This is a genomic window from Manganibacter manganicus (assembly GCF_002075885.1).
GTDB classification, from domain to species: domain Bacteria; phylum Pseudomonadota; class Alphaproteobacteria; order Rhizobiales; family Rhizobiaceae; genus Mesorhizobium; species Mesorhizobium manganicum.
The window spans coordinates 108,863-122,395 of sequence record NZ_MDET01000002.1 but is presented as its reverse complement, the minus strand read 5'-3'; the positions used below and the strand labels follow the sequence as shown (position 1 = coordinate 122,395).

The following is a 13,533-nucleotide window of genomic DNA, read 5'->3' as shown; positions in this document are numbered from 1 at the left end:
GGTACGGCAACGGTGCTCATGAGACATGGCTCCCCGTTGGAAGGAAGCGCTTGTCGATATTTGCGCTCTGCCTGCCGCTGGCCACGGCTGCAACCTCGATCCGCTCGCCGTTACCATCGAAGAGATGGCAGGCGGATGGATCGAAGGCCAGATTTGTGATCTTGAGGCTCGCGTCAGGCACGCTGGCCGCCACGCGTGATGTGACCGTAAGGTCTTCCACATCCGGGACGCCGAAATAAAGGATTTTTTCCGATCCGAGATGTTCGCTTCGGCGCAGATGAACCGGCAGCGATGCCTGATGCGGCAGGGTATGGGTCACGATCTCCGGCTGCAATGCTTCTGGCCGGATGCCGATGGTGATGTTGCTGCCCTCAGTGAGGTTGGCACGGATCGGCAGCGGCTTTCCAGACAGTTCCACTTGTCCGTCTTGGCCAACTCGTGCCGGCAGCAGGTTGATGGTGGGGCTGCCGATGAATTGCGCGACCTTTATATTGGCCGGTCGGGCATAAAGCTCATCGGGTGTGCCCAGTTGCAGGATCTTGCCTGCGTCCATCATCGCCACCCGGTCCGACATGGTCATGGCCTCGACCTGATCGTGGGTGACGTAGATAAATGTGGAGCCTAGGCGCTGGTGCAGTTCGGCAAGCTCGCTGCGCATGTGCACGCGCAGTTTCGCATCAAGATTCGATAGTGGCTCGTCCATCAGGAACGCCGCCGGATGGCGCACCATGGCCCGCCCGAGCGCGACACGCTGGCGCTGGCCTCCGGAAAGCTGAGCCGGTTTGCGGCCCAACAGCGGTTCGATCTGCAATTGCGCCGCGATCGCTTTCACCTCTTCGCCGATCTGCTTCATGATCTTGCGGCGGCGCGGCGACAGCAGCTTGATCAGTGGCAGGCGCTCGTAAAGATTGAGTGCGGTCATCGTCAGCGGCAGGGCAATATTGGAAAAGACCGACATGTGCGGGTAGAGGGCGTAGCTCTGGAACACCATCGCGACGCGCCGTTCGTGCGGGCGCAGATGATCTATCGACTGATCATCGATGCTGATGCTGCCACTTGTCTGCGGCTCCAGCCCGGCGATGATACGAATGAGCGTCGATTTTCCGCATCCCGACGGCCCGACCAAGGTCAGGAACTCGCCATCCTTGATGGAAAGATTGATATCGGAAAGAACTTCGGCCGACCCAAACGACTTCCTCAGATTGTGCAGTTCAACCTTGGCCATGTTGTCTCCCGTCGTCGCATGCGGTTGGCTGCCTGCGATCAGGCTGTTTCGTGGGGCGGATAGACCTCGTGCAGCACGTCATCGATGCGAAATGGTGCGAGGCCGGGAATATCGGCGAATTCCACGGTGAACCCAGACCCCTTGAATTCATAAACAACCGCGCCAAGCCGTGCCTCGCCTGCCATGTTGGCCGGTTGCAGCGTGGCACCGACGACAAAGCCTGATGACGGACCCCAGATCAGCCGCACCTCACCCAAGCTCACGTCGCGAGCCTTGTGCAGATGGCCGCTGGCGATCAGCGAGACGTTGTGATCGTGCACAGTCTCCAGAAGCCGGGCGCGCGGGGCCGGCGGCGGAGCCCAGTAGCCGACGTCACCCTCGTCGGGACGTTCGATGAAAAGCGGTCGGTGTGTGAACCAGGCGATGCGTCGCCCATCTGCGTCGTGCATCGTTTGTTCAAGCCATTCGAATTGTTCCGCCTCGGCGGGCTCGTCGCTACCGAAAAGCATGGAATCCAAACCGATGAGACGCCAGTTCTCGACGTCATGAAACCAGTGATCGGGGCCGAAATGCCGGCGCCAGCGCTCCAGCCGTTTCGTGTTGACCGGTTGGTGGCGATGCTTTGGTTCGCCGACATCGTGATTGCCCGGTACGCACAGGACCGGCACGTCGAGGGTCCGCAGCAACGCCGAGCAATAGCGCATGTCCTCCTCGACGTCGGCGCCGTCCACCGTCACATCGCCTGTATGGATAATGAGGTCGGCGTTCTGCCGTGCGATCCAGTCGCATAAGGGGCGCCAGTTGTCATGGAAGTGGCGCTTGGTCGGGCTAAGATGCGTGTCGGATATCTGGAGAATGCGAGTCATCGGCGCCGTGCCTCAAACATGAAAACTGTTCGGTGAAAGACGTCGCAGACGCAGGAAGCCGACTGTTCCGGCCGTGCTCGATACAGGAAGCGGCACATGTTTATGCCAGTGTCCATGTCATCCTCCCAGGGTCGGGCCGTTTTTTCGTTATCTGCCCTGACGCTGCCGGCCATCCTCATTCCAGCGTGAAAATAATTTCACAACACGATAAAACTATCAAGCGAAAGTGACAGGCAAATGACATTCGGCCGAGATAAAGAAAGCACCTATTCAAAAAAGTATCAGTTTTACATGAAAATAGTATAAGTGAATATCAGAATCGGATATTTGTGCGCAACCTTTAGAGGCTTGGGATAGTTGCACTGGCGCTTTCAAGCATTTTTTTACGCTGGAGGGTTGCATGATATTCATCGTGCTGCGTCGTACTTGACGACCGCTGTCTAGTCTAAATCCGGCGGGTTTCGGTGAGTTCGCCGCCCCGATTTATGCTGCGTCAATTTCCGAACTGGTGACCCGCGTGTAACCGCGGCCTTCTGAACTGCTTCCGCGCCCTGCGATTTCAACTACCCGAAAAACACGAAAGCCGCGGAGAAACCGCGGCTTTTCGACGTGGGGAAACTGGAGCGGGTGAAGCGATTCGAACGCTCGACCCCAACCTTGGCAAGGTTGTGCTCTACCCCTGAGCTACACCCGCTCGCGCGGCCTCGCGACCGCAAGCCGCGCTTATATGGCCGAAGAGCCTGGCGATTGCAACAGGGAAATCACGCGTTTTTTCCTTGTTCGATATTCCGGCGACGCGGCTGTTCACCCATGGGTCTCACCGCCACCCTATTGCGCATCAAAGAAGCGTCGCCCGGCGGATCGGCCGGACACTGTCGGTGCTCGATACTGCAACGGCCTTGCCCGCGCACGCGTTTTGGCCGTAAACGAACGGCATCGTAGCGAAAGGTGATATTCATGCCGGCAACCGAAGACGACCTTTTCGCCTTTCTCAAAGAGCTTGGGATCGTCACCTCGACAGTTCGGCACCCAGCCTTGTTCACGGTTGCCGATTCGCAAGCCTTGCGTGGCGACATTGATGGCGGTCACACCAAGAATCTTTTTCTCAAGGACAAGAAGGACAACGTCTTTCTCGTCACGGTGGGTGAGGAAGCAAGCGTTGATCTCAAGCAGATTCATCATCGGATCGGGGCATCCGGGCGGGTGTCATTCGGCAATCCCGAACTGCTGATGGAGTTGCTCGGTGTCGTACCGGGTTCCGTTACCGTTTTCGGGCTGATCAACGATACGGCCGGACGGGTGAAGCTTGTGCTCGACGCCGCCTTGATGGAACACGAGGTCATCAACGTGCATCCTTTGACCAATGAGGCGACGACGTCGATCTCAAGGAAAGATCTGATTGAATTCATCCATGCGACCGGCCATCAGCCGACCATCTTGAAAGTCTCGGCATGATCGCCACATTGGTTGGCAGCGTGCCTGAACGAAGCGCCTCGCATTGGCAAACCGAAAGACGATACAATGAGCGATGACAATCCGTTCGCCATGGGCAACCAATATTCGGCCTCAGTTCACTATGGCGGGGCCGGCTCCGCACCAACGAACGCGGCACCGGCCAGTATGCCGGGCGATCTGATCAAGGACACCACGACGGCCGGTTTTGCCGCCGATGTGATTCAGGAATCGCGGCGGCAACCGGTCCTCGTTGATTTTTGGGCGCCCTGGTGTGGTCCCTGCCGGCAGTTGACGCCCCTGCTCGAAAAAGCAGTTCTGGCGGCTGGCGGCAAGGTCAAGTTGGTCAAGATGAACATCGACGAACATCCGTCAATCGCCGGCCAACTCGGCGTGCAGTCGATACCGGCAGTCTTCGCCTTCAAAGACGGCCAACCCGTCGATGGCTTCATGGGGGCTGTTCCGGAAAGCCAGATCACGGAGTTCATTGGCAAGCTGGGCGGCGACGATGCCGGTCAGCAGATCGCCGAAGCGCTCACCGCTGCCGCGCAAGCGAGCGAGGCGGGTGACAGCAGCACGGCAGCCAATATCTATGGCTCCATCCTGCAGCAGGCGCCCGAGACGGTGGAGGCCATTGCCGGCCTGGCTGGCGTTCTGTTCGACGGCGGCGATATGGCGCAGGCCGAGGCGGTGTTGGCGACAGTGCCGGAAGCCAGCAAGGACGCCGTGCCGGTCGCCGCGATACGGGCCCGGATGGCGCTGGCTGCTCAGGCCGCAGCGCTGGGTGATCCAGCAGAATTCGAACGACGCCTGATGCAGGATCCCAAAGATCACGATGCGCGCTTCGGTCTCGCCATGATTCAGAATTCGGCCGGTGAGCGCGGTAAGGCGGCCGACAATCTGCTCGAAATCGTCAAAGTCGATCGTGGCTGGCGAGACGATGGCGCGAGAACGCAACTGCTCCAATTCTTCGAGTCCTGGGGGGCAGGCGACGAGGCGACGCTTGCGGCACGGCGTAAACTGTCGTCGCTGCTGTTCTCATGAGGTCCGCCGCGCCGACTGCAGCCGGCGGTTTCCGGTAGGTGTGCGGAGGTAATGATGCAGGCAGGAAATGCGCATTATCGACGCGAGATGGATTTGCCGGGCAAGGTCGCTGTACTTCCGCTTGCATCTGCATTGCTTCTACCCGGCGGACGCATGCCGCTGAACATTTTCGAGCCGCGATATCTCCAGATGATCGATGAGGGGATGGCTGGTTCACGCCTCATAGGCATGGTTCAGCCTAGTCTTGACGGCGCGATGCGCGAAGACGGCGAGCCGGAACTATGCGAGATCGGTTGCATCGGACGCATCATCTCGTTGGCGGAAACCGGCGACGGCCGTTATCTGATCTCGCTGCAAGGGGTGTGTCGATTCCGCCTGATACACGAACTGCATTCAAAGGCGCCATTCAGGCAATGCCGCATCGCACCATTCCTGGCCGATCTTGAAGATGATCGCACGGGGGCGGAGATCGACCGACCGTCACTGCTGAAGACGTTTCGCGCCTATCTGCGCGCTAATGAACTGGAGGCCGATTGGGAGAGTGTCAGCCGGGCCGACAATGCCATGCTGGTCAATGCCCTTTCGATGATGGCGCCTTATGGACCAGCCGAAAAGCAGGCTTTATTGGAGGCGGCAGATTTGCGGGCGCGAGCCGAGACGCTGATCGCGATCACCGAAATGGCGCTGGCGCGCGAAGATGAGGATTTCGGCTCGAGTCTGCAATAGAAGATGTCAGTTGGCGCAGGTGACGACATGACAAACAAGCGTGGTGACAAGAAGCGCGATGTCGATCCGAAGCTTCTGGAACTTCTCGCCTGCCCGTTGACCAGGGGGCCATTAAGCTGGAAGCCCGAACGCGGAGAACTGATTTCCCGAATTGCCCGCCTGGCCTATCCGGTTCGGGATGGTATTCCGGTTATGCTGCCCTCGGAGGCACGCAGCCTGGCGGACGAGGAGGAATGACCAAAGCTCCGGCTTTCAACTCGCATGCCGATTGCACGCATGTTGCTGTCGTCATTGAAAGTTGCGCCCCTTCGGCATGACGCTTTGGGTATTATAGGCATGCTGCCGCAATTTTTCTCGGGTAGCGTGGTCAGCCACAGATGTCGGGCTTTGTCGCGCATAAGAAGAAGGCGTCGGCTCTTCCAGCAGCGCGGCCAGCCACGCGCTCAAATCCTCGATTCGGTCGGCGACGATATGGATCACGCCCGATTCGGTTTGAAGCTTGCCGGTGATGCGGATGAATTTCGCACCCATCACGATCGCGCGATGTCGATCGAAAATGCGCGGCCAAATGATGACGTTGGCAATGGCTTCCTCATCCTCCAGTGTCAGGAAGATGGCATTGCCCTTGCCGGGCCTTTGCCGCACCAGGACGAGACCGGCGACGCTGACGCGACGGCCATCGGCAATTCGCGACAAGCTTGCATTTGGTGTGATGCCAGCCCGATTGAGCCGCGTGCGCAGGAACGATACCGGATGCGCCTTCAGCGACAGGCCAAGTGCGCGATAATCGTGAACGACATGCTCGCCGGGTGGCATAATCGGGAGTTGCGTTTCGGGCTCTAGATCGCGCAGCGGTGCAGCCAGCCCCGCGAAAAGCAATGGTGCTTCGGCCGTTTTCTTGCTGTCGAGTGCTCGCACGGCCCAAAGCGCCGCGCGTCGATCGAGGCCGAGCGAACGGAAGGCGTCGGCTTCGGCCAGCTTCTCGATTTCATCGGCATCGAGGCCCGAACGCAGCCACATGTCGCGCACCGACTCATAACCTGTGCCACGGCAGGCGACAAAGGCTTCCATCTTCTCCTTGGCCAAACCCTTGATCTGGCGAAAGCCGAGCCGTACGGCATGGCGGGTGAGAATGACGCCGCGCATTTCGGCATGGCGCTCGAGGATGCGGTTCGGGTCGAACGGAGCGTCTTCGAGTTGGCAATCCCAACCCGAATGATTGACATCGATGGCGCGGATTTCGACGCCGTGGTCCTGGGCATCGCGGACAAGCTGCGCCGGGGCGTAGAAGCCCATCGGCTGGGAGTTGAGGATCGCTGCGCAGAAGACGTCGGGATAGAAGGTCTTGAACCAGCAGGAGGCGTAGACGAGAATAGCGAAGGAAGCTGCGTGGCTTTCAGGAAAGCCATAATCGCCGAAGTCTTTTATCTGGTTGAAGCAGCGCTCGGCGAAGTCCTGTGAATAGCCATTGCCGGTCATGCCCTTTATCATCTGGTCTTCATAGAGCTTGATCGTGCCATTACGCCTGAAGGTAGCCATGGCGCGACGCAATTTGTCCGCCTCGCCCGGTTTGAAGCCGGCAGCGACTATCGCGATCTTCATCGCCTGTTCCTGGAACAGCGGCACGCCATAAGTCTTGCCAAGAATTTCCCGCAATTCCTCCTTGGGATAATCGACTTTTTCCTTGCCCATGCGCCGGCGCAGATAGGGATGCACCATGTCGCCCTGGATCGGGCCGGGGCGCACGATCGCCACCTCGATGACGAGATCGTAGAATTTCTGCGGCTTCAGACGCGGCAGCATGGACATCTGCGCGCGCGACTCGATCTGGAACACGCCGAGTGTGTCTGCCCGGCAGATCATGGCATAGACGTGGCCGTCTTCCTTGGGCATTGTGGCGATATCGACGATGGGGCGGCCATCGTCCTTCCGCACGGGCCGATAATGGGTGGTGAGGAGGTCGAAAGCCCGTCTCAGGCATGAGAGCATGCCGAGTGCCAGCACATCGACCTTGAGCAGGCCGACCGCATCGAGGTCGTCCTTGTCCCATTCGACCATCTTGCGCTCGTCCATCGCCGTTTTCATGATCGGCACGATCTCGTCCAGCCGATCCTTGGTGATGACGAAACCGCCGACATGCTGGGTAAGGTGGCGTGGAAAGCCCATGATTTCGTTGGCGCGGGCGATGACATGCCGGGCGGCTGGGTCCGATTTGTCGAGCCCGGCGGCCTTTGCTTCCTTCTTGCCCAACCGGCCCGACGAGCGGCCCCAGATCGAGTCCGAAAGCGCGCTGCGCACATCGTCCGAAAGACCCATCGCCTTGGCCACTTCGCGGAGCGCGGAACGGCCACGATAAGTGATCACGGCGGCAGCCAGCGCGGTGTGCTTTGCCTGGTACTTTTCATAGATATAAGCCATGACCTCGTTGCGACGCTCATGCTCGAAATCGACGTCGATGTCGGGCGGTTCGTTGCGCTCCTCGGAAATGAAGCGTTCGAACAGCGCATCGATCTGATCCGGGCCGACGGAGGTGATGCCTACGCAGTAGCAGACGACCGAGTTGGCGGCAGATCCCCGGCCTTGGCACAATATGCCTTTGCTGCGAGCGAAGCGGACAATGTCATGGACGGTAAGAAAGTAGCGGGCATAACGCATCTTTTCGATCAAGGCCAATTCCTCGCCGATGCGGTTCAGGACTATGTCCGGAACGCCACCGGGATAGCGATCCACGGCGCCTTCGCGAGCGAGACGTTCCAGTTCCTGCTGCGGCGTTGCGCCATCGCGGGTCGGTTCGTCGGGATAATTGTGACTGAGTTCGCCGAGCGAGAAGGAGAGCGATTCGGCGAAGCGCAGCGTCTCGACCAGCGCCTGCGGACAGGCTCGGAAAAGCCGGGCCATCTCGGCGGGATGCTTCATGTGACGCTCGGCATTGGCTTCCAATTCATGGCCTGCCTCAGCGACGGGTACATTGAGCCGGATCGCGGTGAGCACGTCCTGGAGCGGTCGCCGCTCCGCGCTGTGATAAAGCGCGTCGCTGGTGGCCATCAGCGGCAGGCTGGCGGCTTCAGCCATCGCCGCCGCCTGCTCGATCCTGAATCGGTCATTGCCGTGATAATCGGGTGCGACCGCCAGCCACAGATTGCAGCCGAAACGATCTTTAAGGCGGCTGATAAGAGGCAGTTCCTGCCGCTTCAGAGCCGGAAACATGGCGAGCGCCATGTGGTCGCCCCAGTCGAACAGGTCGTCGCGCTCAAGGAGCGTCGCGCCCTTTTCGGTCTCCTCGCGCAAATTGGCTTCGGTGAGCATGCGGCATAGATGACCCCAGCCCTCGCGATCCTGCGGATAGGCAAGAATGTCCGGTGTGCCATCGCCGAATACCAATCGGCAGCCGGGATAATAAGGAAGATAGCACGGTCCGACGGATTTTTCCGGCTCTGCTTTGTTCTCGATGTGAATGAATTTCGACTGACCCCAGGCGCGCACCACGCCGGCAACCGTATTGCGGTCGGCAAGGCCGATGCCGGCATGACCGAAAAGCGCAGCGCTCACGACCAATTCTTCCGGCCGTGAGGCCCCGCGCAGGAAGGAGAAATTCGACTGAACGCCGAATTCCACATAGGCCGGTTCGGCGACCAGCGCGGGCGAGATAACGGGCGCGTTCATGCGAAAATTCCTTGCATGAACCAGCGCGGCGCCGGCTTGCCTGTCTCATAGAGGCCTTGGCGGTAGAGCCAGTAACGTCGTCCATCCGCATCCTCGACGCGATAATAGTCGCGTGTCGGTTCGTCTTTGATGCTGCGCCACCACTCCGGCGCGATGCGCTCCGGCCCCTCCGAGCGCGCCACCCGATAAAAGGTGCGGCGCCAGCGAAAATTGAGCGGTGGGCCGTCCGGTATCTCGGTTGCCGGCACATGGACCGGCTCCGGCGGCCTTAATAGCCGGATTGGTCGTTCCCTTTGTGATCGATATTCCGCGTTATCTGCCTGCGCTTTGTTCGGCTCGTACCCGATATCGAAAGGAAAGTGAGTGATGGCACGTTCCGGAACATGGCTTTTAACAGCAATGGGTTTCAGTATCGCGTCATGACCGAGGCGGGCGCGGAGTCTGTCTATGAAAAGGCAAAGATCAGGCTCATTCTGCTCTGATTTCTCAGCAAGATCAGTCTGTTCGACTTCGAAGGGCTCGCTCGACGGAACGCTGAGACGCGCGAGATCGAAACCGTAACCGGCGTCGAAATCCTGCGTGAGCGCGGCAAGCCGCTCATGAAACAGTTTTTGGATCATCAACGGTTCGCGCAGCGGGTGCGAGGTGCCAACACAGATGCGGCTGACGGCGCCGTCGACCCGAAACAGAGTAAGAGCGAGCGCCCTCGCGCCCTCGCCGCGACGCTCGAGATCAGCCTTCAACGTGATTGAGAGCGCGGCCACAAGCCGTTCGATATCATCTAGCTGCGTGACTGGTTCGGCAAGATGCCTGTCGACCGAAAGAGGCGCGACCGGCAGGCGTGGCGAAACCGCTTCATCAAGATGCCCGAGTGTCTGATCGAGACGCCACAGCAGGGCCGCGCCAAAACGGCGTGCCAATGGCGCGCGTGGCGTGGCCATGATCGCACCTGTCGTGCGCAGACCGACACTTTCGAGACGGTTTCGTATAGCCGCCCCGATCCGCAGCGCGGCCAGCGGCAGCGGCGCAAGGAAGGCAGCTTCCTCTCCCGGATCGATTATGGCGCGGCCGGTGATGTGCGCCGCTGCCCAGGCTGCTCCGACGGTCGAGGCGATGCCGATGCGGGCATCGAATCCCTGATGCAAGAAGCGGGTCGTCATGTCGTCGATCAGCCGCTTTTCACCGCTGAACAGATGCGTACAGCCGGTGATGTCGAGGAACAGGCCGATGGAATCGTCGTTGTCGTCGTCGAGCGCGACCAGCGGCGTGTAACGGTCGCACCAGTCGGCAAGGCTTTCGAGAAGCCTGCGGTCGGCTTTCCCGTCGGCTTCGACAATATCGATAAAGGGATGCATGGCGCGGGCATCGGCGACGCCCATGCCGCGCCTCAGCCCCAGCGCCTCAGCCTGTTCGTCGAGAGCCGCGATGCGCTGGGCGTTGTCCTCGCGCCGGCTGACGACCAGAGGTGAATGGCTGGTCGGGCGGGAACGCCAGGACCGTCCCAGACGCTGGCGCAGGATGCGTTCCGTCGCCAGGTAAGGGAACCACAGAGAGAGGAATCTTTGCCCGGATTTCCGGGGTTTCGCGGTCTGTGAAGGCGCATTCATCGGCGTTCCACTCCAATATGAATCGGCCGGGCCGGGCGGCCGGGCTCTTGTCGATGGCGACGGTAAAGGCGGGGCGACCGATCGAGCTCTTCAGCGGTCCGGCAAGCGTGTGTCGAAGCGCGGAGGGCGCCGGCGCGACGCTCATGCGAAGGGGTGCCGCCGTCGGCTCGACCGGCCCGGCATGGCGTAGCAGAAACACCGGCCGCCCGGCTTCGCGCGCGCGCATATGCAGACGGCGCGTGGCCAGCAGGGCGGATGGCAGCGCGCCCCTTATCTCGAGGATGACGGCCGAGAATCCGGCAAGCCGGATAGCCTCCTCGGCTACCCACAATGCATTGTTGAGTTTCGATGTTGCACAAAAGAGCAGCGATTGCGGCGCGATGCCGAAAAAAGTCTCGATGCCGGCCGCATAAGGGAAGCCAGCCTCATGCAGGGCCTCATGCGTTCCTATCCAGAGCACCGGCCCGACTTTATCTGAAGCGGCTTTCAGCAGACGGCTTGCCAGCGACAGGGTAAAGCCCGCTATCGCGCCGCAATTGCGGGTTTCGGCGCCATGGATTTCGGTCAGCGCCGCCAGCGGCAGGCCGCCGCCGAGCGCCCGGTCCAGCCCGGTGGCCCCTGTCGGCAGCAGGATATCCGCGGGCCTGCCATCACGGCGGATGAGCGTTTGTAATGTTGGCTGTATTGTTGCATTCGTTGTTGCATCGCCGGTCGGGTTTTCCGCCGGACATGCATCATCCGCCGCCGGCGTCTCCAGGCGCTCGGCCAGCCTTCCCTCGATTTTCGCGATCTTGTGGCGCAGGGCAAAAACAGTTTCCCGCGCCGCGGCGTTCCTCGCCATGACGGTACAGCTTCCGGCTCTTTGTTCCTGTTATGTTCTTAGAGATTCCAGAGCCCGATGCCAGAGTCAAGCGCATTTGCAAAGAATTTATTCCTCTTGCGCTTCCATGGCGGTCAGAGCGCCGGCCGCTTCATTTGCCGATCGACACGCGAAAGCCTATATGGCGCGCAACGAAGGAAGACGAATGGCCCGCATCTACCAGACCCGCACCTGGCACGCAGAGCTTTCCCCCTCGATGGAGGAAATGGAATTCCTGGCGCTGGAAGCCTATGCGCATCTGCCGGAGGAGTTCCGCAAGCTGACGGGCGAGATCGTCATCCAGATTGCCGAATTCCCCACCGAAGAGATCATGGACGATCTTTCGCTGGAAACGCCATTCGACCTGCTGGGCCTGTTCGAGGGGCGCGGCATCGCCGAGCGCTGGAACCCGCAGACCGGCGAAGGGCCGAACCGCATCACGCTCTACCGTCGCGCCATACTCGACTACTGGGCGGAGAACGAGGAGACGATGGGCGACATCGTCACCCATGTGCTGATTCATGAGATCGGCCACCATTTCGGCCTGTCGGACGACGATATGGAGCGCATCGAGGAAGCGGCCGAATAGCCCGCCGCAGCTCTCACCAGTCGCTCAGCCTGGTGTCGGGGCCATAGTCCTGCCCTTCGATATCCTTCACCACCGCCTGGCCGCAACGCATGGTCTTGCCGTCCTCGTCATAGGCGTAGGTAGGCGAGCCGTAGAGATGCCAGCCCTTATTAAGCGCCGCCGTTACCTTGTGGCAGAAGGTGGCGTCATCGACGGCGGTGAGAAAGCGATAAAGGCGCATGGCGGACCGGCTCATATGCGGATGAACGTCAGGCGATCAAGGTAAACCGACACGCCTTTGCGGGCAAGATGAGGACGCGTTACGCCTCGACCTTTCCGGCCTCCCCATAATCGGGCAGTTCGATGTCGTCGCGCAGGTCGCGGCCGATAATGGCGTCGGCCAGCAGCGGGATCGCCATCAGCCGCGTGGTCAGGTCGCGCACGAAGATGCCGAAGCGCGTTTCGGGCGCAAAGGAGGCGGCAAGGCTCTTCGCGGTTTCCTGCTTGCGCTGGATGAAGCCGGCGAGCCGCTCATGATAGCGCGCGAAGGCGGCATTATGGTTGCCGTCGGCTGCGGCCAGTTCACCGGCCAGGATATAGGCTTCGGCCATCGCCAGCCCGGTGCCTTCGCCGGCCAGCAGCGACACGCAGGCCGCCGCATCGCCAAGCAGGGCGGTTCGGCCGTGCGTCCAGCGTCCCATGCGGATTTGGCTGACGCGGTCGAAATAGATGCCCTGCACGTCCTCCATGGCATCGAGAATGCGCGGCGTCTCCCAGCCCATATCGCCGAAGACCTCGCGCAGCACAGCCTTGCGTTCGGCATCGTCGGCGGGCATCTGCTTCTGGCCTTCATCGGCGTGGAAGACGAACAGGAACAGCGTCTTGTCGCCGCGCATGGAAAAGCGCGAAATCTGCCGGCCGGGTTCCGTATGGCTGATGTAGACAAGTTCGTCGCGGGGCCGGTAGCCGTCCACCTGGAAGGCGGCGACGTGATAGCCGAGATAGGTCTCGAACCTGTCTTCCGGTCCGAAAACGAGGCTGCGCACGCGCGAATGCAGTCCGTCGGCTCCGATCAGAAGGTCGAAATCGCGTGGCTCCCCCTTGTCGAATGAAAGGCGCACGCTGTCGGCGCTCTCCTCGATGCCGGCGACGGAGTCGCCGAACACCGTCTCGACCTTGTCCTTGACCGTGCCGTAAATGGCGGCGGCAAGGCCGCTGCGTTCCAGGCTGACGAGCCTGTCGCCGGCGAAATGATCGATAACGGAGGTGGAAAAGCCGCCCGTGCGGTGGCCCTCGGCGTTGACCAGCCGCCATTCGCCGACCTTGTAGCCGATCTCTTTCAGGTGCGGGACAAGACCCATCCTGTCGGCCACGTCATAGCCGACGCCCCAGAAATCGATGACATAGCCGCCGCTTCGCAGCTTCGGCGCCGTTTCGAACAGAACCGGTTCGTGGCCGTAATGGTGTAGCCAATAGGCCAGTGTCGTGCCGGCGATGCCGGCGCCGTTGATGGCGATTTTCAT

At 60.7% G+C, this 13,533-nt stretch carries 12 protein-coding genes and 1 tRNA gene; 5 read left to right on the top strand and 8 right to left on the bottom strand.

Annotation, left to right across the window (positions count from 1 at the left end; genetic code table 11):
* Window positions 1–16: 16 nt before the first annotated feature.
* The 3 genes from BFN67_RS02710 to BFN67_RS02700 form a co-directional block, all read right to left on the bottom strand.
* A complete protein-coding gene (locus BFN67_RS02710) occupies window positions 17–1,225 on the bottom strand; it encodes an ABC transporter ATP-binding protein (RefSeq protein WP_080918058.1) in 1,209 nt (402 codons plus the stop codon).
* Between the two features lie 38 nt (window positions 1,226–1,263).
* On the bottom strand, window positions 1,264–2,091 hold the full coding sequence (locus BFN67_RS02705) for a metallophosphoesterase family protein (RefSeq protein ID WP_080918057.1): 828 nt from the start codon (window positions 2,089–2,091) through the stop codon (window positions 1,264–1,266).
* Between the two features lie 619 nt (window positions 2,092–2,710).
* Window positions 2,711–2,785 (bottom strand) — tRNA-Gly (locus tag BFN67_RS02700).
* Between the two features lie 263 nt (window positions 2,786–3,048).
* On the opposite strand from BFN67_RS02700, the gene BFN67_RS02695 reads away from it, so the two are divergent.
* The 4 genes from BFN67_RS02695 to BFN67_RS02680 all read left to right on the top strand — a co-directional run bounded on the left by BFN67_RS02695 (window position 3,049) and on the right by BFN67_RS02680 (window position 5,550).
* The gene (locus BFN67_RS02695) at window positions 3,049–3,546 is read left to right on the top strand and encodes a prolyl-tRNA synthetase associated domain-containing protein (protein ID WP_080918056.1); all 498 of its coding nucleotides are present in this window, start codon (window positions 3,049–3,051) and stop codon (window positions 3,544–3,546) included.
* A gap of 66 nt (window positions 3,547–3,612) precedes the next feature.
* On the top strand, window positions 3,613–4,587 hold the full coding sequence (gene trxA / locus BFN67_RS02690; RefSeq protein ID WP_080918055.1) for a thioredoxin: 975 nt from the start codon (window positions 3,613–3,615) through the stop codon (window positions 4,585–4,587).
* Between the two features lie 54 nt (window positions 4,588–4,641).
* Complete coding sequence (locus BFN67_RS02685; RefSeq protein WP_080918103.1) at window positions 4,642–5,313, top strand: LON peptidase substrate-binding domain-containing protein; 672 nt, start codon at window positions 4,642–4,644, stop codon at window positions 5,311–5,313.
* Window positions 5,314–5,340: 27 nt separating this feature from the next.
* Complete coding sequence (locus BFN67_RS02680; RefSeq protein ID WP_080918102.1) at window positions 5,341–5,550, top strand: Trm112 family protein; 210 nt, start codon at window positions 5,341–5,343, stop codon at window positions 5,548–5,550.
* 51 nt (window positions 5,551–5,601) lie between these two features.
* Here BFN67_RS02680 and BFN67_RS02675 read toward each other — a convergent pair whose 3' ends face one another.
* Genes BFN67_RS02675 through BFN67_RS24685 form a run of 3 tightly spaced genes read right to left on the bottom strand, consistent with a single transcriptional unit; the run spans window position 5,602 to window position 11,424 of the window.
* Entirely contained in the window at window positions 5,602–8,976 is a 3,375-nt protein-coding gene (locus BFN67_RS02675) for an error-prone DNA polymerase (protein ID WP_080918054.1), read from the bottom strand.
* Entirely contained in the window at window positions 8,973–10,403 is a 1,431-nt protein-coding gene (locus BFN67_RS02670; RefSeq protein WP_245295138.1) for a DNA polymerase Y family protein, read from the bottom strand. Before BFN67_RS02670 ends, BFN67_RS02675 begins: the two co-directional genes overlap by 4 nt.
* Window positions 10,378–11,424, bottom strand: a complete 1,047-nt coding sequence (locus BFN67_RS24685; RefSeq protein ID WP_139788998.1) for an ImuA family protein — start codon at window positions 11,422–11,424, stop codon at window positions 10,378–10,380. Before BFN67_RS24685 ends, BFN67_RS02670 begins: the two co-directional genes overlap by 26 nt.
* A gap of 184 nt (window positions 11,425–11,608) precedes the next feature.
* On the opposite strand from BFN67_RS24685, the gene BFN67_RS02660 reads away from it, so the two are divergent.
* Complete coding sequence (locus BFN67_RS02660) at window positions 11,609–12,031, top strand: metallopeptidase family protein (RefSeq protein WP_080918101.1); 423 nt, start codon at window positions 11,609–11,611, stop codon at window positions 12,029–12,031.
* Window positions 12,032–12,044: 13 nt separating this feature from the next.
* On the opposite strand, the gene BFN67_RS02655 is transcribed toward BFN67_RS02660, so the two are convergent.
* Together BFN67_RS02655 and BFN67_RS02650 are read right to left on the bottom strand one after the other, a co-directional pair.
* Window positions 12,045–12,251, bottom strand: a complete 207-nt coding sequence (locus BFN67_RS02655; RefSeq protein ID WP_080918100.1) for a DUF1737 domain-containing protein — start codon at window positions 12,249–12,251, stop codon at window positions 12,045–12,047.
* A 79-nt stretch (window positions 12,252–12,330) separates the two neighbouring features.
* Window positions 12,331–13,533, bottom strand: a complete 1,203-nt coding sequence (locus tag BFN67_RS02650) for an FAD-binding domain (RefSeq protein WP_080918051.1) — start codon at window positions 13,531–13,533, stop codon at window positions 12,331–12,333.

Excerpts from the sequence above, each read along its gene's own strand:
- BFN67_RS02655 (WP_080918100.1), bottom strand. The coding sequence starts at position 12,251 with ATGCGCCTTTATCGCTTTCTCACCGCCGTCGATGACGCCACCTTCTGC.
- trxA (WP_080918055.1), top strand. The coding sequence starts at position 3,613 with ATGAGCGATGACAATCCGTTCGCCATGGGCAACCAATATTCGGCCTCA.
- BFN67_RS02660 (WP_080918101.1), top strand. The coding sequence starts at position 11,609 with ATGGCCCGCATCTACCAGACCCGCACCTGGCACGCAGAGCTTTCCCCC.
- BFN67_RS02675 (WP_080918054.1), bottom strand. The coding sequence starts at position 8,976 with ATGAACGCGCCCGTTATCTCGCCCGCGCTGGTCGCCGAACCGGCCTAT.
- BFN67_RS24685 (WP_139788998.1), bottom strand. The coding sequence starts at position 11,424 with ATGGCGAGGAACGCCGCGGCGCGGGAAACTGTTTTTGCCCTGCGCCAC.
- BFN67_RS02710 (WP_080918058.1), bottom strand. The coding sequence starts at position 1,225 with ATGGCCAAGGTTGAACTGCACAATCTGAGGAAGTCGTTTGGGTCGGCC.
- BFN67_RS02685 (WP_080918103.1), top strand. The coding sequence starts at position 4,642 with ATGCAGGCAGGAAATGCGCATTATCGACGCGAGATGGATTTGCCGGGC.
- BFN67_RS02650 (WP_080918051.1), bottom strand. The coding sequence starts at position 13,533 with ATGAAAATCGCCATCAACGGCGCCGGCATCGCCGGCACGACACTGGCC.
- BFN67_RS02695 (WP_080918056.1), top strand. The coding sequence starts at position 3,049 with ATGCCGGCAACCGAAGACGACCTTTTCGCCTTTCTCAAAGAGCTTGGG.
- BFN67_RS02680 (WP_080918102.1), top strand. The coding sequence starts at position 5,341 with ATGACAAACAAGCGTGGTGACAAGAAGCGCGATGTCGATCCGAAGCTT.
- BFN67_RS02705 (WP_080918057.1), bottom strand. The coding sequence starts at position 2,091 with ATGACTCGCATTCTCCAGATATCCGACACGCATCTTAGCCCGACCAAG.